Consider the following 20,148-nt stretch of genomic DNA (forward strand, 5'->3'; position numbering starts at 1 on the left):
CATGTCCTCCCTCAAGGATCCTGCGGTCATCCGTTGGGCGTGCCTGCGGGCACGCCGACAGCTTGCGCGCCTCCGGGCGCGGCGATGTCGTGGTCATCCAGCAGCCGGTCCAGGAAGCCCCAGAAGAAATCCTCGCCCGGGTAGCCTTCGATCCGGCCCAGTTCGCGACCGTCCTCGACCAGCAGGAAGGTGGGCGTGTAGACCACCCGCCGCGTCAGCGCGATGTCGCCGCCGGGCAGCGACGCGATATCGACCCGGCGCAGGGGCGCGCGGCGGCTTTCTTCGGTCTTGGGAAAGATCGGACCGATCTCCTCGGTCCAGCGGGCACACCAGCTGCAGCCCTGGGTCTCGACCATGACCAGTTCCGCCGCCTGCGCGGGGGCGAAGGCAGGGACGACCAGTGCGAGAGCGATTCCGCAACTGCGCACGAAAGAGGCGATTGACGTTCTCATGACGCATAATCTAATACGAATGTGTTGATGGATCAAGGAGCGAGCCGATGTTCGACGTTTCCCTGCTGGGCGCGGCACTTGCCGGACTGCTGTCGTTCCTGTCGCCCTGCATCCTGCCGATTGTTCCCTTCTATCTCAGCTACATGGCCGGCGTCGGGATGAGCCAGATCACCGCTGACGGTACATTGCCGGCGGGGGTGCGCGGGCGTGCTGTCCTGTCGTCCGTCGCGTTCGCGGCCGGAATCATCGCGGTCTTCGTGGCGCTGGGCGCATCGGCCAGCCTTGCGGGACAGTTCGTGCGGGAATGGTTCGACGTGCTGCGCTGGGTGGCGGCCGTCGTCATCATTGTCATGGGCCTCCATTTCCTGGGGGTATTCCGGATCGGGATCCTGTACCGTGAATTTCGCACCGATGCGGGCCAGACGAAGGACCCCGGCGTGGCCGGCGCCTTTATCCTGGGTCTGGCTTTCGCCTTTGGCTGGACGCCCTGCGTCGGTCCGGTTCTGGCGGCGATCCTGTTCACCGCTGCCGGGGCAGAGGAGGCGGGCCGGGGGGCGATGCTTCTGCTGGCCTATGGGCTGGGGATGACGCTGCCCTTCATCGCGGCATCGGTCTTTGTCGGGCCGTTCCTACGCTGGGCCCAGAAATTCCGCCGGCACCTGCCCAAGGTCGAAAAGGCAATGGGCGTCCTGCTGATCGTCTTCGGGCTGCTGATCGGGACCGGCACCGTGAACTATATCGCCGAATGGATGCTGGCCGTGGCGCCGGACCTCGGCACCCTGAAATAGGCATGTTTGGGAGGAGATCATGCGTACACTGCTGGGAGGAATGGCCACCAGTCTGGCTTCGGGTGTGGCCGCGGCGCTGATCGCGCTGCCCCTGTGGGCGGCCGAGATGGGCGACGACGGGCTGCACAAGACCGCCTGGATGCACGACACGTTCCGCGACCTGGGCGAGGACCTGGCCGAAGCCACGGCGAACGGCAAGCGGTTCATGGTGTTGATCGAACAACGCGGCTGCATCTACTGCGAGAAGATGCACACCGACGTGTTCCCGGACCCGGAGATCGAGGCGATGCTGACCGACGACTACTTCGTCGTGCAGCTGAACATGTTCGGCGATGTCGAAGTGACCGATTTCGACGGCGAGGTCATGACCGAAAAGGAACTGGTCCGCCGCTGGGGTGCGCTCTTCACGCCGATGATGGTCTTCTTCCCGGAAACCTCGGACGGGTCGGAACCCGGCAACCGTCTGGCTGTCGTCCAGATGCCCGGGGCCTTCGGCAAGTCCACGACCTATGACCTGCTGAACTGGGTGCTGGAGGACGGCTATGACGGCGAGGAGCCGTTCCAGAAGTACCATGCCCGCAAGCACAATGCGCGCGCGGCGGGGACCGGATCGGATTGAATTAATAAAATTCATATACACGAATTTGATGTTGCGTGACGTCGCGTTTGTGCACTACCGTATCCCAAAGAGGGAGAGTCGAAAGGGAGGAACCATGAGACTTTCTGCAGCGATGGCCGTGGCGTTTGCCGTGGCCTCGACGCCGCTTGCCGCGGGAGAGACGGCACCCGGCGACGTGGTTTTCGTGGACGGTGCGGTCGAGGTTTCGCTGACCGGCGTGCCGGGAGATCCGGCCAATGGCGCGGAACTGATGAACAAGGGGGCCGGCAACTGCATCGCCTGTCATTCGGTGACGGCCCTGTCGAACCTGCCGTTCCAAGGCGAGATCGGCCCGATGCTGGACGGCGCTGCCGACCGCTGGACCGAGGGCGAGCTGCGGGGGATCGTGGCCAATGCCAAGGAAATGTTCCCCGACTCGATGATGCCCTCGTTCTACCGGGTGACGGGCTATATCCGGCCGGGGCTGGAATACACGGGCAAGGGCATCGCGGATGCGGACATCACGCCCCTTCTGACCGCACAGCAGGTCGAGGACGTGGTAGCCTACCTGATGACCCTGAAGGATGGCTGACGGCCCAGGCGCCGCGCCGAGAGAGGAGAGGTCGATGAACTTCACACGACGCGAAACACTTGGGCTTGGCCTTGCGGCCGGTGCGGCGGCGGTCTTTCTGCCCTATCGCGCCTTCGCGGCCACGTCCGCGGACCGGATCGCCGCCTTCACCGGCGGCGCCGCGATCGGTTCGGCCGGCGTCACGCTGACCGCGCCCGAGATCGCCGAGAACGGCAACACGGTGCCGATCAGCGTCGATGCCCCCGGCGCCACGGAAATCCTGGTCCTGGCCATGGGCAACCCCAGCCCCGACGTCGCCACCTTCAAGTTCGGGCCGCTGGCCGGTTCGCAGGTGGCCTCGACGCGGATCCGGCTGGCAGGCACGCAGGATGTGGTCGCCATCGCCAAGATGGCAGACGGCAGCTTTGCGCAGGCCAGTTCGACCGTGAAGGTTACCATCGGCGGCTGCGGCGGCTGAGCGAGAGGAGAGGACGACATGGCATCCGGTGTCAAACCCCGCGTCAAGGTTCCCGGCAGCGTCACGCCGGGCGAAGTGATCACCCTTAAGACGCTGATCAGCCACGACATGGAAAGCGGGCAGCGCAAGGACAAGGACGGCAACCTGATCCCGCGCTCGATCATCAACCGCTTCACCTGCGATTTCGAAGGCGAGAACGTCATCGACGTGACGATGGAGCCGGCGATCTCGACCAACCCCTATTTCGAGTTCGACGCGAAGGTTCCGGGCGCCGGCACCTTCACCTTCACCTGGTACGATGACGACGGTGACGTCTACACGATCGACAAGGCGGTCAAGGCGGGCTGAGGAGCCAAAGGGCGGCCCAGCGGGCCAAGGCCAATGGGCGGCCCGGCGGGCCGATGCCAAAGGGTGGCCCAACGGGCCGAGGGAGGACAACATGAACGCGACTACCGCACTTGCCCGGATCGCGGCGGCCTTCGCCGTCTCGGGTCTGGTTCTGGCGGCCAGCCAGGCGGCTGCCGACGAAGAGGCGGAACTGGTGGTCAACGGCGATATCGAGATGGTCACCAAGACCGCCGCGCCCGACCACGTGGAAGCCTTCGACGAAATCTATTCAGGCTGGCGCTTCCGCTCGGACGAGACGCAGGCGTTGCAGATGGACGATTTCGACAATCCGGGCATGATCTTCGTCGACAAGGCGATCGACGACTGGAACACGCCCGACGGGGCCGAGGGCAAGTCCTGCGCGGACTGCCACGGCGCGCCCGAGGAGATGCGCGGCGTGCGCGCGGTCTTCCCGAAATACGTGGAAGCCGCGGGCGAGGTGCAGACGCTGGAAATGGCGATCAACGACTGCCGCGAAAACCGGATGGGCGCCGAGCCCTGGAAGTATACCGGCGGCGACATGGTCGACATGACGGCGCTTCTGGCCGCCGTGTCGCGCGGTCTGCCGGTCGACGTGGCCATCGACGGCCCCGCCCACGACATGTGGGAAAAGGGGAAGGAGATGTACTATACCCGCTATGGCCAGCTGGAACTGGCCTGCGCCAACTGCCACGAAGACCATTACGGCGACATGATCCGGGCCGACCACCTGAGCCAGGGCCAGACCAACGGCTTTCCCGCCTACCGGCTGAAGAACGCCAAGCTGAACAGCGTGCAGGACCGTTTCAAGGGCTGCATCCGCGACACGCGGGCGGAAACCTTCGCCCCGGGTTCGCCGGACTTCGTGGCGCTGGAACTTTACGTTGCCAGCCGCGGCAACGGCCTGTCGGTTGAAGGACCGTCTGTCCGCAACTGACCCTGACCCGCGCCGTCTCTCCCCCGGCGCGGGTTTTTCGACTTAATTGCATTCACAGATGTGAATGCGTGTATGTAAGGACTTCGGCATGATCTCCCGCCGCGATTTCCTTCAGGCCGCGATGGCGGCGTCGGCGCTCTACGGGACCGGCAGTTTCGGACAATGGTCCCGACTGGCGGCACAGCAGCGCCTGAGCCAGGATGACCTGCTGGAGTTCGACACCTTCGGCAACGTCTCGTTGGTCCACATCACGGACGTCCATGCGCAGCTGAAACCGGTCTGGTTCCGCGAACCGCAGATCAACATCGGCGTCGGTGCAAATGCTGGCCAGCCGCCCCACCTGACGGGCGAGGCCTTCATGAAGCATTTCGGCCTGACCGCCGGCAGCCCGCAGCAATACGCGCTGACCTACCTGGATTTCGTGGCGCTGGCGCAGGAATACGGGAAGATGGGCGGCCTGGACCGGGCCGCGACGGTGATCAAGGCGATCCGCGCCGAACGGCCCGATGCGCTGCTGCTGGATGGCGGCGACACATGGCAGGGGTCGCTGACCGCCCTGCGCACCGAAGGGCAGGACATGGTCAATGTCATGAACGCCCTGGGCGTCGACGCGATGACCAGCCACTGGGAATTCACCCTGGGCATCGACCGGGTGACCGATATCGTCGAGAACGCCCTGAACTTCCCCTTCCTGGGGGCCAACATCTTCGACAAGGAATGGGACGAACCGGCCTATCCCGCCTACGAGATGTTCGAACGCGGCGGCGTGCAGGTCGCGGTCATCGGGCAGGCCTTCCCCTACATGCCCATAGCCAACCCGGGCTGGATGTTCCCGGGCCTGTCCTTCGGCGTCCGCCAGGACCGCATGGCCGAGGTGGTGGAAGAGGTCCGGGCAGACGGTGCTGAACTGGTCGTACTGCTGTCCCATAACGGCTTCGACGTGGACAAGAAGCTGGCCGCGGATGTGCCCGGCATCGACATCATCCTGACCGGCCATACCCATGACGCGCTGCCCGAACCCGTGCTGGTGGGCAAGACGCACCTGATCGCCTCGGGATCCCACGGCAAGTTCCTGTCGCGGATCGACGTGGACGTCCGGGACGGAGAGATGAAGGGCCTGAAGCACAAGCTGATCCCGATCTTTTCCGACGTGATCGCGCCCGATCCGCATATCACCGCCATGATCGATGCCGAACGCGCGCCCTACGACGCGGAGCTGTCCGAGGTGATCGGCAAGACAGACAGCCTTCTGTATCGCCGGGGCAATTTCAACGGCACCTGGGACGACCTGATCTGCGACGCCCTGCTGGAGGTGCGCGAGGCGGATATCGCCCTGTCGCCCGGGTTCCGCTGGGGCGCCTCGCTGGTGCCGGGGGCAGACATCCGGCGCGAGGACATCTTCAACGCGACGGCGATGAGCTATCCGCAGGCCTACCGGTCCGAGATGACGGGCGAGATGCTGCACATCGTGCTGGAGGACGTGGCCGACAACCTGTTCAACCCCGACCCCTATTACCAGCAGGGGGGCGACATGGTGCGCGTGGGCGGCATGGGCTACCGCATCGACATCTCGAAGCCGCAGGGCAGCCGGATCACCGACATGACGCTTCTGAAGACGGGCGAAAAGATCGACCCGGCGAAAAGCTATGTCATCTCGGGCTGGGCCAGCGTGAACGAAGGGACCGAGGGTCCGCCGATCTGGGACGTGGTCGAGGAACATGTCCGCCGGGCCGGCACCGTCACGGTCACACCAAACGAAAGCGTCACGGTCACCGGCCTGTGACTGGTGCTGTGACGAAGGAGGAAAAGAACATGTCAGAGACAGACAAACCCTCCCGCCGCGCCTTCCTGAAGGGCGCGGCCGTGGCTGGCACCGGCGCCGCATTCGGCGGTCCGGTGCTGGCTGCGGGCGAGGGCGATCCGCTGATTACCGAAGTCCAGCCCTGGGCGTCCGGCCTGGGGGCGGGGGTGGACGCCACCCCCTATGGGCTGCCGATCCAGTTCGAAAGCGACGTGGTGCGGCGGAACGTGCCGTGGCTGACGGCGGATCCGATCAGTTCGATCAACTTCACGCCGATCCACGCGCTGGACGGCACGATCACGCCACAGGGGGCTGCCTTCGAACGGCACCATTCCGGCGCGATCGAACTGCGCAAGGAAGACTATCGCCTGATGGTCAACGGCATGGTCGGCACGCCGCTGGTCTTCACCTATGCCGATCTGGAACGGTTCCCGCGGGAAAGCCACGTCTATTTCTGCGAATGCGCGGCGAATACGGGGATGGAATGGGCAGGCGCCCAGCTGAACGGCGCGCAGTTCACCCATGGCATGATCCACAACATGGAATATGTCGGCGTCCCCCTGCGCACCCTGCTGGAGGAAGCGGGCTACGACACGAATGCCAAGTGGGTCTATGTCGAAGGCGCGGATGCGTCCTCGAACGGCCGGTCGATCCCGATGGACAAGGCGCTGGACGACGTGCTGGTCGCCTTCAAGGCCAATGGCGAGGCGCTGAGGATGGAGCATGGCTATCCCGTGCGGCTGGTCGTGCCGGGCTGGGAAGGCAACATGTGGGTCAAGTGGCTGCGCCGGATCGAGGTGACGGACGCGCCCATGGAAAGCCGCGAGGAGACGTCGAAATACACCGACACGCTGGCGGACGGGACCAGCCGGAAATGGACCTGGGTCATGGACGCGAAATCGGTCGTGACCAGCCCCAGCCCGCAATCGCCCATCGCCCATGGACCGGGACCCTTGGTCATCACCGGTCTGGCCTGGTCGGGCAGGGGAGCGATCACCCGGGTCGACGTGACCACCGATGGCGGCAAGACCTGGCAGGCCGCGCGACTTGCGGCGCCCGGTGCATCCAAGGCGCTGACACGCTTCTACCTGGACACCGACTGGGACGGGCAGGAGATGCTGCTGCAATCCCGCGCGATGGACGAGACGGGTTACGTCCAGCCGACCAAGGCGCAGCTGCGCGCGGTCCGGGGCGAAAACTCGGTCTATCACAACAACTGCATCCAGACCTGGTGGATCAAGCCCAACGGAGAGGCCGAGAATGTCGAAATATCGTAACCTCGCCGCGATTGCCCTGATGCTGGCCGGAACCTCGGCCCTGGCCGGGCCCTTCGGTCTGGGCCGCCCGGCGACGGAAGCCGAGATCGAGGCCTGGGACGTGTCTGTCCACCCCGACGGATCGGGTCTGCCCGAAGGATCGGGCGATGTGATGACGGGGGAGGAAGTCTTCTCGGAACGCTGCGCCGTCTGCCACGGGGAATTCGCCGAAGGCGTCGGCAACTGGCCCAAGCTGGCCGGGGGCGACGGGACGCTGGCGGACAAGGACCCGGTGAAGACGGTGGGCAGCTACTGGCCGTACCTGTCGACCACATGGGACTATGTCCACCGGTCCATGCCTTTCGGTGCCGCCCAGACGCTGACGCCGGACGAGGTCTATGCCATCGTTGCCTACATCCTTTATTCGAACGATCTGGTGGACGACGATTTCGTGCTGACGCGCGACGACTTCCTGTCGGTCGAGATGCCGAATGCCGGCGGCTTCATCGTCGACGACCGGGACGCGATGGAAGTGCCGATGTTCACCTATGAACCCTGCATGACCGACTGCAAGCCGGAGGTCGAAATCACCATGCGCGCCGCCGTCCTGGACGTGACGCCCGAGGACGCGGCGGAAGAGGCATCGGACACGCAGAACGACACGCCTGCGGGCGAGGCTGTGGCGGCCGTCGAGGTCAAGGCGCCCGAGGAACCGGCCGTCGTGGCCGAGGTGCAGGAACTGGATGCCGAACTGGTCGCCAAGGGCGAGAACGTGTTCAAGAAGTGCAAGGCCTGCCACCAGGTCGGCGACGATGCCAAGAACCGCACCGGCCCGGTCCTGAACGGGATCGTGGGTGCCCCGGCGGGGCATGTCGACGGCTACAAGTACTCCAAACCCATGCAGGCCGCGGCCGATGGCGGGCTGGTCTGGACCGACGGCGAACTGGCGTCCTTCCTGGCCAACCCGAAAAAGTACATGAAGGGCACGAAGATGAGCTTTCCGGGCCTGAAATCTGAACGCGATACCGCGGCCGTGATTGCCTATCTGCAATCCATCCCGGCAAACTGACAGGGGCGGGCGGCGCCCTGGCGCTGCCGCCCGCCTGCCCACAGGGGGAGGAGGATCCCGATGCGACGACTGGCCGGATTAAGCGCGGCGCTGGCCCTTGCGGCCGCGCCCGCGCTGGCGGCGGATGCCACCACCTACAGCTTCGACGGTGCTTTCGACGATGCCACCTTCGGCGTCGAAAGCGCGATCATCGACCGGGGGCTGGTCATCGACTATGTCAGCCACACGGGCGAGATGCTGGCACGGACCGGCGCCGATGTGGGGTCCGATGTCGTACTATATGATAATGCAGACATCTTCCTGTTCTGTTCGGCCAGCCTGTCGCGCAAGATGCTGGAAGTGGATCCGATGAACATCGCGTACTGCCCCTATTCCGTCTTCGTCTTCGAACGCGAGGGCGGCGTGACCGTTGGCTATCGCAACATGCCGGAAGGTCCGATGCAGGAGGTTCAGGCCCTGCTGGACAGCATCGTCCGCGAAGCGGCCGGGCTGGACTGACCTGCCGCCGCGCGGGGTGGCCACCTAGGGTATCGCAAACTTCACGCCGGATCCTGATCGCGGCGCTAACACCGAACGCGGGGTGGACCATCGGCGCGCAGCTGTGGGCTGGACGTCTTCCCGGCGCTGCCGCGGGTTCCCGGTCGTGTCGACCGCCGGACCTGTGTCTGCAGCGCTTCGTCGGGGCGGACTTGCGCCCGACAGTCAGGGTTCAGCACCCGGTTGCGGCCCGTTGCAGGGCCCCATATTCCCGTCCACCCCGGCAGCAGACTTGGTCCGTGATCGTACAAAAGCGGCCCGAGAGCGGGTTTGTACGATCGCGGACGGTTCGTGCTTCGGCTGCACTAGGGCCGAAAAAAGAGATCCTATCGTTTGCGGCCAACAGAGTTCAACCATAGCGTTGATCGGGGGTCATCGCCTCGCGTTGCTAGCTTTCAAGGCCACAGAACACGGGAATACAGCGAACGGTAACCCGGGTGACATTTCAGAGTTTGGAATCGGTCGCCGCCGAAAGAGGGATCAGGGTAGGAACGGAAACTTTCGGGTGAACTTATATTCAATTTCCTCACCTTATGGTTGTTTGTTGAGGTTTTCGGCGGTCAAAGAGGCTGCACATGCAATGAGCGTCAGCGTGAATGTGCGAAATATTTAGGTTGCCTTGACGTCACTTCGGAAAAAAACGGCCGGAATTCCGAAACGAAGCTCTGTGAAAATTAGCGACAGTTTGATAACGGAACAATTGTATTTGGTGGGTAGAAACGGACAGACGGATGATAGCGGGCTCCACTTGCACATTTGTCGTGAGCTGGGCTCAAACGGAACTCGACGGCTTGCCGGACGAACCGCTTGAAGCTCTGCGCGCGGGTGCTGCATGGTCGTGGCGTGGTCGCGCCATACCCATCGCCGTACCGGCCGACATGTCCACTCAGGAACTGATGCGCGGCGGGGCAGAGGCCGAGGCCTCGCGCCGGGCCGCAGCCGACGTCGTCTATCGCCTGGTGGGCGGTGCAGCGACAGGCCCGGCCAAGGACAACCCGTCCATGGCCACCTTTGCGCCGGTCCTGGTCGACAGTTCCTTCGTCGTCTCGAACGGGGCCCAGATCTTCACCATCACCGTGATCCCGGTGGGCGGCGGTTCGCCCCCGCTGCTGATGTTCCACGGCACCGTGCCGCCCGCCGACAGCGACCTGTGGGTCGTCAGCACGGCGCTGGCCGCCCCGGCGGAAGGGGTGAACGAAGGATCCGGTGTCATCTGCTTTGCCTCGGGCACGCTGATCGACACGCCGCACGGCCCCCGGGCGGTGGAGGATCTGCAGCCTGGCGACCGGGTCCGCACGCGCGACAACGGCGATCAGGACATCCTGTGGTCCGGCAGCTGTCGGATGACGGGCGCACGCCTGCACGCGCTGCCGCATCTGCGTCCGGTCCTGATCCGGCCCGGCGCGCTTGGCATCGAACGCCCGCACAGCGGCCTTCTGGTTTCGCCCGACCACCGTATGCTGGTACGCGGCTTTGCGGCCCGGCGCCTGTTCGGCACCGACGAGGTGCTGGTCCAGGCGGCCAGCCTGGTCGACGGCAACTCTGTCATGGTCGAACCGAAGATGCGCGAAGTGACCTATGTCCACCTTCTTCTGGCAAACCACCAGATCCTGTGGGCCAACGGGGTCGAGACGGAAAGCTTCCATCCCGCGCATGCCGCCTTTGGCTCGCTGGGGGCGCAGGACCGTGAGCGCCTGTTCGAGCTCTGCCCCGAAATCAAGAGCGATCCGCACCAGTACGGCGCGCCGGCGCGCCGCATGCTGTCCCGGACCGAAGCGGCGATCCTGCGGACCGAAGCCGCCTGACCGCCGCCCCGTCGTGGAGGCCCCCGGGGCGGGGCCCCGTGCCGGAGTCTGTCTGGGGAGACAGGAAAAGGTATGAACCCTTCCTGCCATCTGCGTCAGGCCGGTTTTCCCCGCTTGACTCTGCCCCGGCGCCCTCTATAAGCGCCGCTTCATTGGTGTTGGTGGCCCCCGCAAGGGGATGCCTGTCGCCCCGGGTCGCGAAGGCCGGGAAAGGACAACGCCCTTCATAGGGTCCCGCGGGGCCCGGCCATTTTGAAGGAGATCAGCCGTGACCAAACGCACGTCTGCCAAGTACAAACTCGACCGCCGGATGGGCGAAAACATCTGGGGTCGTGCGAAATCCCCGGTCAACAAGCGTGAATACGGCCCCGGCCAGCACGGTCAGCGGCGCAAGGGCAAGCTGTCCGATTTCGGTCTGCAGCTGCGCGCCAAGCAGAAGCTGAAGGGCTATTACGGCGACCTGACCGAAAAGCAGTTCCGCCGCATCTATGCCGATGCAGAACGTGTCCATGGCGATACCGGTGAAAACCTGATCGGCCTGCTGGAACGCCGTCTGGACGCCGTCGTCTATCGCGCCAAGTTCGTGCCGACCATGTTCGCCGCCCGTCAGTTCGTGAACCACGGCCACGTGACCGTGAATGGCAAGCGCGTCAACATCCCGTCCTACCGTGTCAAGGAAGGCGACGTGATCGAGGTCCGCGACCGGTCCAAGCAGATGGCCGCCATCCTGGAAGCCACCCAGCTGGCCGAACGTGACGTGCCCGATTACATGGACGTCGACCATTCCAAGCTGACCGCGACCTTCGTCCGCACGCCGGCCCTGGGCGATGTCCCCTATGCCGTCATGATGGAACCGCATCTGGTCGTCGAATTCTACGCCAAGAACTGATCGCCCGGGACCGCCCCACCGGGCGGCACAAGGCACAGGACCATTGGGGGCCGGGCATTCGCCTGGCCCTTTTTCGTTTGATCCCCGCCCTTTCCACCATCCGGACGGAAGGTTAAGGAAAGGCGCCACTCAGAAAAGGGACGTCACCCATGTCCGCACCGCGTCCGCAGCCCGGCATTCTGGAGATCACGCCCTATGTCGGCGGGGCCTCGAAGGTCGCCGGCGTAGAAAACGTGATCAAGCTGTCGTCGAACGAGAACCCGTCGGGCCCCAGCCCCCGTGCCGTCGAGGCGCTGAAGGCGTCCGCCGCCGAGCTGCATCGTTACCCGTCGACCGATCATGCCAGTCTGCGGCAGGCCCTGGGCGCGCATCACGGGCTGGACCCGGCGCGCATCTTCTGCGGCGTGGGGTCGGACGAGGTGCTGATGCTGCTGTGCCAGGCCTATGCCGGTCCGGGGGACGAGGTCATCTATTCCGAATACGGCTTTTCGCTTTACCCGATCTGCGCGCTGTCGGTCGGTGCCGTGCCCGTCGCCGCGAAGGAGACGGAGCGAACGGTGGACGTGGACCAGATCCTGTCCAAGGTCACGTCGCGCACGAAGATCGTCTTCGTGGCGAACCCGAACAACCCGACCGGCACCATGATCGGGGACGAGGCCATCGCCAGGCTGATCGCGGGCCTGCCCGAAGACGTGCTGATCGTGCTGGACGGCGCCTATGCCGAATTCGTCGACGGGTTCGACGGCGGTGCGTCCTTCGTGGAAAAGCACGCCAATGTCGTCATGACGCGCACCTTTTCCAAGCTGTACGGGCTGGGCGGCTTGCGGGTCGGCTGGGGCTATGGCTCGGCCGATATCATCGGCGTGCTGAACCGGATCCGTCAGCCCTTCAACCTGTCGGCGCCGGCCCTGGCTGCCGCCGAGGCGGCGCTGGGGGACACCGAATGGGTGGCCGAAACGCTGGCTGAAAACGTGCGCCTGCGGACCTGGCTGGCCGACGCGCTGGACAAGGTCGGCGTGCCGTCGGATCCCAGCCACGCCAATTTCATCCTGGCCCGGTTCAAGGATGCGGCAGAGGCGGCGGCCTGCGACGCCTTCCTGCGTCAGCACGGGCTGATCGTGCGGCCGATGGGCAGCTACAATCTGAACCACACGCTGCGGATCACCATCGGGACCGAGGATGCCTGCATCCGCGTCGCCGAAACCGTCGCGACCTTCAAGGCGCAGGGCGCATGAGCGTCGTCTACAACCGTGTCGCGCTGATCGGCCTAGGCCTGATCGCATCGTCGATGTTCTGGGCGATCAAGCGCGCCAATGCGAAGGACCCGCTGGTGGGCGAAGTCACGGGCTTTGCCCGGACCGAAGCCACCCGCGAAACCGCCCGCCGGATCGGCCTGTGCGACCGCGTCTGCGACAGCGCGGTCGAGGCGGTGCAGGACGCGGACCTTGTGGTGCTCTGCGTGCCGGTCGGGGCCATGGGATCGGTCATGGAAGAGATCGGGCCGCATCTGAAGCCTGGTGCAACCCTGACCGATGTGGGGTCCGTCAAGCGCGCGGTCATCGATGCGGTGGCGCCGCACCTGCCCGAAGGCGTCGATTTCGTGCCCGGCCACCCGTTGGCGGGGACGGAACACTCCGGGCCGGAAAGCGGCTTTGCCACGCTTTTCGACAACCGCTGGTGCCTGCTGATCGTGCCCGACGGGGACGAGGTTGTCGACACCCCGGCCTCGGCCAGGTTGCGCACCTTCTGGGAGGCGCTGGGGGCCAATGTCGACGTGATGACCGCCGACCACCACGATCTTGTGCTTGCGGTCACCAGCCATACGCCGCACCTTATCGCCTATACGATGGTCGGCGTGGCCGATGACCTAAGGCGTGTGACGGACAGCGAAGTGGTAAAGTACTCGGCCGCGGGCTTCCGCGATTTCACCCGGATCGCCGCATCCGACCCCACGATGTGGCGCGACGTGTTCCTGACCAACAAGGATGCGACGCTGGAAATCCTGGGCCGCTTCACCGAGGAGCTTTTCGCCCTGCAGCGCGCGATCCGCACCGGCGACGGGCAGCATCTGTTCGACTATTTCACCCGCACCCGCGCCATCCGGCGGGGGATCATCGACGCGGGTCAGGACACTTCTGCCCCCGACTTCGGTCGCGGAGGTTCCCGGTCTTGACGGTCGGGGCCGCCAGATGGGCGCTGTGCGCCGTGCTGGCGGTGGCCTGTGCCGTACCCGTCGCGGCCGAGGCGCCGACATCGTCGCTGCGGCCGCAGGCGCGGGCCGGCTCCTCCTCCGACACCGAGGTCCACGCGGCGCCGTCTGGCACGCTGGTCCGGCCGCAGACGCGGGTGACCAACCCGACAAACCCGGTCGGGCCTTCGGCGGCCGCCACGGGTGCGGCCATCGAACCCGACGGCCCCGAGGACACGACCGAAGGCGCCAAGGGCGGCGGCGGGTTCCTGTCCAGGATCTTCCGTCCGAAGCAGCGGCAATTGCCGGGCAACATGATCTGCGGCATCCCGGACGTGCGCGGCAAGGTGGTCGGCCGGGTCCCTGGAAAGCAGCGCGGCTGCGGCATTGCCGAGGCGGTTCTGGTCGAATCCGTGGCCGGCGTGACCCTGTCGCCCGCCGCCCTGGTGAACTGCGGGACCGCCCAGTCGCTGCGCAACTGGGTCGAGGCCGGGGTGAAACCCGCCTTCGGCGCGCGGCCGCAGCTGACCTCGCTGACGGTGGCCGCGCATTACAGCTGCCGCACGCGGAACAACCAGCGTGGCGCAAAACTGTCGGAACATTCCAAGGGCAATGCCATCGATATCTCGGCCTTCAACTTTGCCGATGGATCGTCCGTTTCGGTGCTGAAGGACTGGGGCCGAGGCCGGTCCGGCCGGAAGTTGCTTTCGGCGTGGCAGGCGGCATGCGGTCCCTTCGGGACCGTGCTGGGCCCGCGGGCCGACCGCTTTCACAAGGACCATTTCCACATGGATACGGCCCGGTATCGCTCGGGCGCCTACTGCCGCTGAGCCGTTACAGCCGGATGACAGGGGCCGGTCCAAGGGGCAGGGGACCCAGCGCCACGATCCCGCTGCGGAAGTTCAGCTGAAGCGTCAGCGTTCCGGTGTTGCCGCCCAGCATGGCCAGGACGCCGATCGCCCGCTCGATCGCGGTGACAAGCTGCGGCGGCAGGGCCTGGCCGACCTGCGCCATGGCCAGCAACCGGCGCCAGTTCGTGACCTCGATTTCCAGAACCCCCTCGGGGATGCCGGCGTCGTCGATGTCCAGCGTCCCCGACGCGCCCAGGCTCAGGTCGCCCCAGGCCAGTTTGGCGGAGCGGATCTCGATCCGGGTGGGTTGAGGCCGGTTCGCGCCCAGGGCATGACGGTCGAAGGGCCGGTCGAAGTGCAGCGTGCCTTCGGCGTCAGCGGCGCTCAATGTGTCCGGAAGGCTGTCATCGGCCTGCACCATCGCGCGGATCCGCGGCCCCGGCGCCAGGCGCGGCAGGTCCAGCGAGACGTCGTAGGTCCCGTCCGCGCCGGTCGCGGCGACCGACAGGGCGATGGCCACGCCGGACAGCGCGGGATCTTCCTCCTCCAGCGGGCCGATGGACCAGGGACCGGTCGTCACGCCCAGACGGTCCAGCGCAAGGGACGGGGACGGCGACAGGCGCAGCGCGGCCTCGGGCGCGTCGGCAGCCAGGTGGATCCGCTGGCCGTTCGACAGGATCGCCTGTTCGGGGGCAAAGCGCAGGGTCTGGTCGCCGGGCCACCAGGCGGGGCTGTCCAGTTCCACCCAATCCGATGCCCAGCCGCCCTGTGGCCCCGCGATGACGGGGGTCGTGACCAGGGTGCGGTGACGGAAGGGGAAGCCCGATGTGGACATGCCCCCGGTCTGGACCTGGGCGCCGTTGCGCACCATGCCTTCGGCCCAGGCGGTGACGCCCGTCCGGATGCCCCAGGACAGCGCGAACCACAGCCCTGTCCACAGCAAAGCCAAAACCACCAGAAAGCCGACCAGACGCCGCATGAACCGCCCCTTTTCCCCAAGCTTGAATAGGTATTTAACAACCCGGATTTAACAACGTAGGGCGCAAAGGGAACAGCACCATGACGATGTGGGTCTTCGGCTATGGATCGCTTCTGTGGAACCCCGGGTTCCCTGTGGCCGAAAGGGCCGTGGCGACGCTGGACGGCTATCACCGGTCGTTCTGCATGCGCTCGATCCACCATCGCGGTACGCCGGAAGAACCGGGCCTGGTCCTGGCGCTGGACGCGGCGGCCGATTCCGCCTGCACCGGCCTGGCCCTGCGGGTCGAACCGGGGCACGAGGATCGGACGCTGGCCTATCTGCGCGAACGCGAACTGATTTCCTCGGCCTATCTGGAACGGATCGTGCGCCTGCGGGTCGACGCCACCGGCGCAGAGATCGAGGCCGTGGCCTATGTCATCGATGCGGATCACGTCCAGTATTGCGGCGGCCTGCCGCTGGAGGAGCAGGCGGACATCATCGCCCGCGCCATTGGCGGCATGGGCCCCAACGCCGAATATCTGTTCAATACCGCCCGCCACCTGGAGGAAATCGGTCTGGCAGATGCAGATCTGCAATGGCTGGCGGACCGTGTTGCCGCGTTGCAACCGCAGCCCTTGGCGGACCTGCCGGGGGACGATAGGGTCAAGGACGTATAAACCAAGTCCCTGAAAGCAAAACTTATGGCGCAATCAGATCGGGAGCCGACCCCGCAGTTCTCGCAGCCGGTGCGTCAGATCGTGACGATGCTGATCGTGCTGGGCCTGTCGGGCTTCGGCGGGTTTCTGGCCCTGCCCAAGGTCCTGCCGATTTTTGAGGCAAGCCCGATCCTGAACGGCATCATCGCGACCGTCTTCATCGTGGGCGTGCTGGCCACCTTCTGGCAGGTGTTCCAGCTGTTCGGGTCCGTCCGCTGGATCGAACGCTTTGCCAATGGCGAGATCAGCGTCGAAAACAAGCCGCCGCAGCTTCTGGCCTCGCTCGCGTCGCTTCTGCGTTCGCGCGGCACGCGGATGCAGCTGACCTCGACCTCGACGCAGTCGATCCTGGATTCGGTCGCGACCCGGATCGAGGAACAGCGCGACATCACGCGCTATATTGTGAACCTGTTGATCTTCCTGGGACTTCTGGGCACGTTCTTCGGCCTTGCCACCACGGTGCCCGCGGTTGTCGACACGATCCGCAGCCTGGCGCCGCAGGAAGGCGATGGCGGCATCGACGTCTTCAACCGCCTGATGACCGGGCTGGAATCGCAGCTGGGCGGCATGGGTGTGGCTTTCGGATCCTCGCTTCTGGGCCTGGCCGGTTCGCTGGTCGTGGGGCTGCTCGAACTCTTTGCAGGCCACGGCCAGAACCGGTTCTACCGCGAACTGGAAGACTGGCTGACTTCGATCACGCGGCTGGGCTTTGCCTCCGGCGAAGAGGGCGGGGCCAGCGCCGATCTGGTGACCGGCCTGATCGAACACATGGCCGACCAGATGGAAGGCCTGCGGGAAGTCTTTGCCGAAAACGATGCCAGCCGGGCGCGGGTCGATGCCGGACTGCAGGACCTTGTGTCCACCATCGCGCAGATGAACGACCGTCAGGCCAAGACCGAACCGCTGGTTGCCGCCCTCGACCGGGTGGCGGAGGGGCAGGCCGAACTGGTCGCACTGATCCGGGAATTCGGACCGGGCGAAGGGATCGATGCCGAAAGCCGGATGCGGCTCAGGTCGATCGACGTGCAGATGCTGCGCGTGCTGGAGGAACTGTCGGCGGGCCGGCAGGAAAGCATGGCCGAATTCCGGCGCGAGATGGACATGCTGGCGCGCGCCCTGTCCAAGGGCCGCGCCACCCGCGGGCCCGGCAGCGACTCGCCGGGGTCGGTGTAAGCCATGGGGCTGTCGCGACGGTCCGGCAACCGGTTCCAGGCGTCGATCTGGCCCGGTTTCGTGGATGCGATGACCGGGCTGCTGCTGGTCCTGATGTTCGTCCTGACCATCTTCATGGTGGTGCAGTTCGTGCTGCGGGAAACGATTTCCGGGCAGGCCAGCAGGTTGGACGAACTTTCGGTCGAGATGCAGGCCCTGGCACAGGCCCTGGGCCTGTCGGAACGCAAGAACGCCGATCTGACAACCCGGGTGGGCGAACTGGACGCGACACTGGCCGACACCCAGGCCGACCTGTCGACGGCGCAGGGGCTGGTGGCGACGCTGACCGCGGAACGCGACCGCCAGGCGCAGGCGCTGTCGGCCGCACGGACCCGTATCGCCAGTTTCGAGGAACAGGTCGCGGGTCTTTTGGCCAGCCAGCGCGACGACCGCGCCCAGATCGCCGATCTTGAAGACACCCGCACCCGCCTTCTGTCGGAGCAGGAGGCGCTGAACCTGGCGCTGGCGCAGGCCCGGACCGAAATCGACGAAACGGCCGAGGTCGCCCGCCTGGCCGCTGCCCGCCGCGATGCGCTGATGGCGCTGGTCGATGACCTGCGCGCCCGCGATGCCGAAAAGGCCGCCGCGGCGCAGCAACTGCAATCGCAGGTCGCGGATCTGGAAAACCAGCTGAGCGAAGAGGAAAAGGCCCGCCTGGCAGAGGCGGCGGCGGCGGAAGCCCTGCGCGACCGGCTGAAGAATTCCGATGCCGAGCTGACGGCGATGACGCTGGCGCTGGAAGAACAGCGCCGCAAGGCGGAAGAAACCCTGACGCTGCTGGCTGCGGCCGAGGCGACGAAGGACGACCTGAACGCGCAACTGCTTCAGGCGCTGGAACGGATCGAAACGGCACAGGCGGCCGCGCAGGACCGGGATGAACTGGCCGAACGGCTGACCCGGATCCTGGCGCGGATGGACGTCGTCAAATCCGACGCGGACAGCCGGGTCAGTGCGCTGGAGGCAGAGCTGAACCGCGTGCGGGGGCAGGCGGGGCAGACCCGCGCCGCGCTGGAAGACGAACTGGTGCAGGCCCGTCAGGATGGCGAAGCCCGGGTGGCCGCGCTGTCGGCCGAACTGGCCCGCGCCCGGTCGGATGCGGAAGAGCGCGTATCGGCCCTGACCGCGCGTCTGACGGCCGCCGAAGCCGGGGCTTCGGATACGCGGGCCGCGCTGGAAGCGGCGCTGGCGCGTGTTCGGGGGCAGTCGATCACGGTGCGTTCGGATTACGAGGCCGAGATGGCGCGGATGGGCACCGAACATGCCGAGGAGATGAGTCGCCTGCAATCCGACCTGGTGCGGGTGCAGGCCGAGGCCGAGGCGGCACAGGGCGCCCTGCGGGAAGATTTGGCCGCAGCCCGAACGGCGGCTGCCGAGCAGAAGGCGTCGCTGGAGGCGCGGATTGGCGAGGTGGAGCGCCAGGCGCGCACCGCCCGGACCGCGCTGGAAGACGAACTGGCGTCCGAACGGCAAGAGTCCCAGACCCGCGTGGCGTTGCTGGAGGCGGAGCTGTCCCGCACCCGGGCGGCGCTTGAGGCAGTGCAGGCCACGGCGGACTCTACGGCCAGCGACCGGGCCACGGTCGAGGCGCGGCTGCTGCAGGCGCTGGACCGTCTGGAAGAGGTGCAGGCGGCGGCGAGCGAGCAGGACGAGCTGCGCGCCCGGCTGATTGCGGCGCTGGCAGCACAGGAAACCGCAGAGAAAAGCTCGGTCGAGCAGATGGGCCTGGCTGAACAGCGGGCGGTGCTGCTGGCCAAGGCCCGGGAACGGTTGAGCGCGCAGGAGGCGATTTCCGCCGAGGCGCAGAAGCAGACCGCGCTGCTGAACCAGCAGGTCGCGGCGCTGCGCACGCAACTGGGCAATCTGCAGTCGCTGCTGGACGATTACGAGGAACGGGACGCGGCACAGCGGGTGCAGGTACAGAACCTTGGCACCGACCTGAACGCGGCACTGGCGCGGGTGGCGTCCGAGGAGCGGCGCAACAAGCGGCTGGCGGAAGAGAAGCTGGCCCTGGAAGAGGCCGAGCGCGAACGGCTGGAGGCCGAGAACAAGGATCTGGAGAAATACCGGTCCGATTTCTTTGGCCGCCTGCGGGACGTTCTGGGCGACGAGAAAGGTCTGCGGATCGTGGGTGACCGTTTCGTCTTCTCGTCCGAGGTGCTTTTCCCGCCGGGGCAGGCTGAACTGTCGGATGCAGGCAAGGTCGAGGTCGCGAAGGTGGCGGATCTTCTGCGGCGGATTTCACGCGAGATCCCGCCCGAGATCAACTGGGTGATCCGGGTGGACGGGCATACCGACAGCACGCCGCTGGGCGCGAATTCCGAATTCGCCGATAACTGGGAGCTGAGCCAGGCCCGGGCGCTGTCGGTGGTGCGTGACCTGGAAAGCCTGGGCATTCCGCCGAACCGGCTGGCCGCCAACGGGTTCGGGGAATTCCAGCCGATCAATCCCGCGCGGACCCAGGAAGCCTATGCCCAGAACCGGCGGATCGAGCTGAAGCTGACCGAGCGCTGATCTGCTGCTGGCGCCAAGCCGCTGATCCGCGGCTTGGGCATGGCGCATCGCGCGTTGTGGAAGGCGTTTCAGAAAACGCCTTGCCCCGGGAACGGTGCTGCCACTGGTCTGAGAATGAGGGGCCAAGAAAAAACCCGCGGTTGGAACCGCGGGTTTCTTATT

20 protein-coding genes are annotated in these 20,148 nt (G+C 66.0%); 18 read left to right on the forward strand and 2 right to left on the reverse strand.

The window, feature by feature from the left end; genetic code table 11:
• Nucleotides 1-26: 26 nt before the first annotated feature.
• Nucleotides 27-452: a thioredoxin domain-containing protein gene (locus FQK05_RS10035; RefSeq protein ID WP_233270452.1), complete on the reverse strand. Its 426-nt coding sequence runs from the start codon at nucleotides 450-452 to the stop codon at nucleotides 27-29.
• A gap of 47 nt (nucleotides 453-499) precedes the next feature.
• Between FQK05_RS10035 and FQK05_RS10040 the strand changes: the two genes are divergently transcribed.
• From FQK05_RS10040 to FQK05_RS10110, 15 genes are all read left to right on the forward strand, one after another.
• Nucleotides 500-1,240 carry a cytochrome c biogenesis CcdA family protein gene (locus tag FQK05_RS10040; RefSeq protein ID WP_158966325.1) on the forward strand — a complete coding sequence of 247 codons (741 nt, stop codon included), beginning with the start codon at nucleotides 500-502 and terminating at the stop codon, nucleotides 1,238-1,240.
• Between the two features lie 19 nt (nucleotides 1,241-1,259).
• Nucleotides 1,260-1,859: a thioredoxin family protein gene (locus tag FQK05_RS10045; protein ID WP_407644500.1), complete on the forward strand. Its 600-nt coding sequence runs from the start codon at nucleotides 1,260-1,262 to the stop codon at nucleotides 1,857-1,859.
• A 94-nt stretch (nucleotides 1,860-1,953) separates the two neighbouring features.
• Complete coding sequence (gene soxX / locus FQK05_RS10050) at nucleotides 1,954-2,430, forward strand: sulfur oxidation c-type cytochrome SoxX (protein ID WP_158966327.1); 477 nt, start codon at nucleotides 1,954-1,956, stop codon at nucleotides 2,428-2,430.
• 34 nt (nucleotides 2,431-2,464) lie between these two features.
• Entirely contained in the window at nucleotides 2,465-2,887 is a 423-nt protein-coding gene (gene soxY / locus FQK05_RS10055) for a thiosulfate oxidation carrier protein SoxY (RefSeq protein WP_158966329.1), read from the forward strand.
• A gap of 18 nt (nucleotides 2,888-2,905) precedes the next feature.
• Complete coding sequence (gene soxZ, locus FQK05_RS10060) at nucleotides 2,906-3,235, forward strand: thiosulfate oxidation carrier complex protein SoxZ (protein ID WP_158966331.1); 330 nt, start codon at nucleotides 2,906-2,908, stop codon at nucleotides 3,233-3,235.
• A 91-nt stretch (nucleotides 3,236-3,326) separates the two neighbouring features.
• A complete protein-coding gene (gene soxA / locus FQK05_RS10065) occupies nucleotides 3,327-4,190 on the forward strand; it encodes a sulfur oxidation c-type cytochrome SoxA (RefSeq protein WP_158966333.1) in 864 nt (287 codons plus the stop codon).
• Between the two features lie 88 nt (nucleotides 4,191-4,278).
• The gene (gene soxB, locus FQK05_RS10070; RefSeq protein ID WP_158966335.1) at nucleotides 4,279-5,973 is read left to right on the forward strand and encodes a thiosulfohydrolase SoxB; all 1,695 of its coding nucleotides are present in this window, start codon (nucleotides 4,279-4,281) and stop codon (nucleotides 5,971-5,973) included.
• Nucleotides 5,974-6,002: 29 nt separating this feature from the next.
• Nucleotides 6,003-7,268 (forward strand): sulfite dehydrogenase, encoded by a 1,266-nt coding sequence (gene soxC / locus FQK05_RS10075; protein ID WP_158966337.1) that lies wholly within the window; start codon nucleotides 6,003-6,005, stop codon nucleotides 7,266-7,268.
• Nucleotides 7,252-8,316 (forward strand): c-type cytochrome, encoded by a 1,065-nt coding sequence (locus FQK05_RS10080; protein ID WP_158966339.1) that lies wholly within the window; start codon nucleotides 7,252-7,254, stop codon nucleotides 8,314-8,316. The genes soxC and FQK05_RS10080 overlap by 17 nt, the downstream gene beginning before the upstream one ends.
• A 60-nt stretch (nucleotides 8,317-8,376) precedes the next feature.
• Nucleotides 8,377-8,814: a DUF302 domain-containing protein gene (locus FQK05_RS10085; RefSeq protein ID WP_158966341.1), complete on the forward strand. Its 438-nt coding sequence runs from the start codon at nucleotides 8,377-8,379 to the stop codon at nucleotides 8,812-8,814.
• Nucleotides 8,815-9,614: 800 nt separating this feature from the next.
• The gene (locus FQK05_RS10090; RefSeq protein WP_325063865.1) at nucleotides 9,615-10,658 is read left to right on the forward strand and encodes a Hint domain-containing protein; all 1,044 of its coding nucleotides are present in this window, start codon (nucleotides 9,615-9,617) and stop codon (nucleotides 10,656-10,658) included.
• 268 nt (nucleotides 10,659-10,926) lie between these two features.
• Nucleotides 10,927-11,547, forward strand: coding sequence for a 30S ribosomal protein S4 (rpsD, locus tag FQK05_RS10095; protein ID WP_158966345.1), 621 nt, complete (start codon nucleotides 10,927-10,929; stop codon nucleotides 11,545-11,547).
• A gap of 149 nt (nucleotides 11,548-11,696) precedes the next feature.
• Complete coding sequence (gene hisC, locus FQK05_RS10100; RefSeq protein WP_158966347.1) at nucleotides 11,697-12,782, forward strand: histidinol-phosphate transaminase; 1,086 nt, start codon at nucleotides 11,697-11,699, stop codon at nucleotides 12,780-12,782.
• Nucleotides 12,779-13,720: a prephenate/arogenate dehydrogenase family protein gene (locus FQK05_RS10105; RefSeq protein WP_158966349.1), complete on the forward strand. Its 942-nt coding sequence runs from the start codon at nucleotides 12,779-12,781 to the stop codon at nucleotides 13,718-13,720. The genes hisC and FQK05_RS10105 overlap by 4 nt, the downstream gene beginning before the upstream one ends.
• The gene (locus tag FQK05_RS10110) at nucleotides 13,717-14,565 is read left to right on the forward strand and encodes an extensin-like domain-containing protein (protein ID WP_233270453.1); all 849 of its coding nucleotides are present in this window, start codon (nucleotides 13,717-13,719) and stop codon (nucleotides 14,563-14,565) included. Before FQK05_RS10105 ends, FQK05_RS10110 begins: the two co-directional genes overlap by 4 nt.
• Before the next feature lie 4 nt (nucleotides 14,566-14,569).
• On the opposite strand, the gene FQK05_RS10115 is transcribed toward FQK05_RS10110, so the two are convergent.
• Complete coding sequence (locus tag FQK05_RS10115) at nucleotides 14,570-15,565, reverse strand: DUF2125 domain-containing protein (protein WP_158966351.1); 996 nt, start codon at nucleotides 15,563-15,565, stop codon at nucleotides 14,570-14,572.
• An 80-nt stretch (nucleotides 15,566-15,645) separates the two neighbouring features.
• On the opposite strand from FQK05_RS10115, the gene FQK05_RS10120 reads away from it, so the two are divergent.
• The 3 genes from FQK05_RS10120 to FQK05_RS10130 are packed head-to-tail and all read left to right on the forward strand — an operon-like array spanning nucleotide 15,646 to nucleotide 19,986.
• Nucleotides 15,646-16,224, forward strand: coding sequence for a gamma-glutamylcyclotransferase (locus FQK05_RS10120; protein ID WP_158966353.1), 579 nt, complete (start codon nucleotides 15,646-15,648; stop codon nucleotides 16,222-16,224).
• Nucleotides 16,225-16,248: 24 nt separating this feature from the next.
• On the forward strand, nucleotides 16,249-17,436 hold the full coding sequence (locus FQK05_RS10125) for a biopolymer transporter ExbB (RefSeq protein WP_158966355.1): 1,188 nt from the start codon (nucleotides 16,249-16,251) through the stop codon (nucleotides 17,434-17,436).
• Between the two features lie 3 nt (nucleotides 17,437-17,439).
• Nucleotides 17,440-19,986 (forward strand): peptidoglycan -binding protein, encoded by a 2,547-nt coding sequence (locus FQK05_RS10130; RefSeq protein ID WP_158966357.1) that lies wholly within the window; start codon nucleotides 17,440-17,442, stop codon nucleotides 19,984-19,986.
• Nucleotides 19,987-20,148 lie beyond the last annotated feature (162 nt).

The sequence above is a fragment of the Chachezhania sediminis genome, from assembly GCF_009765275.1.
GTDB classification, from domain to species: Bacteria; Pseudomonadota; Alphaproteobacteria; order Rhodobacterales; family Rhodobacteraceae; genus Chachezhania; species Chachezhania sediminis.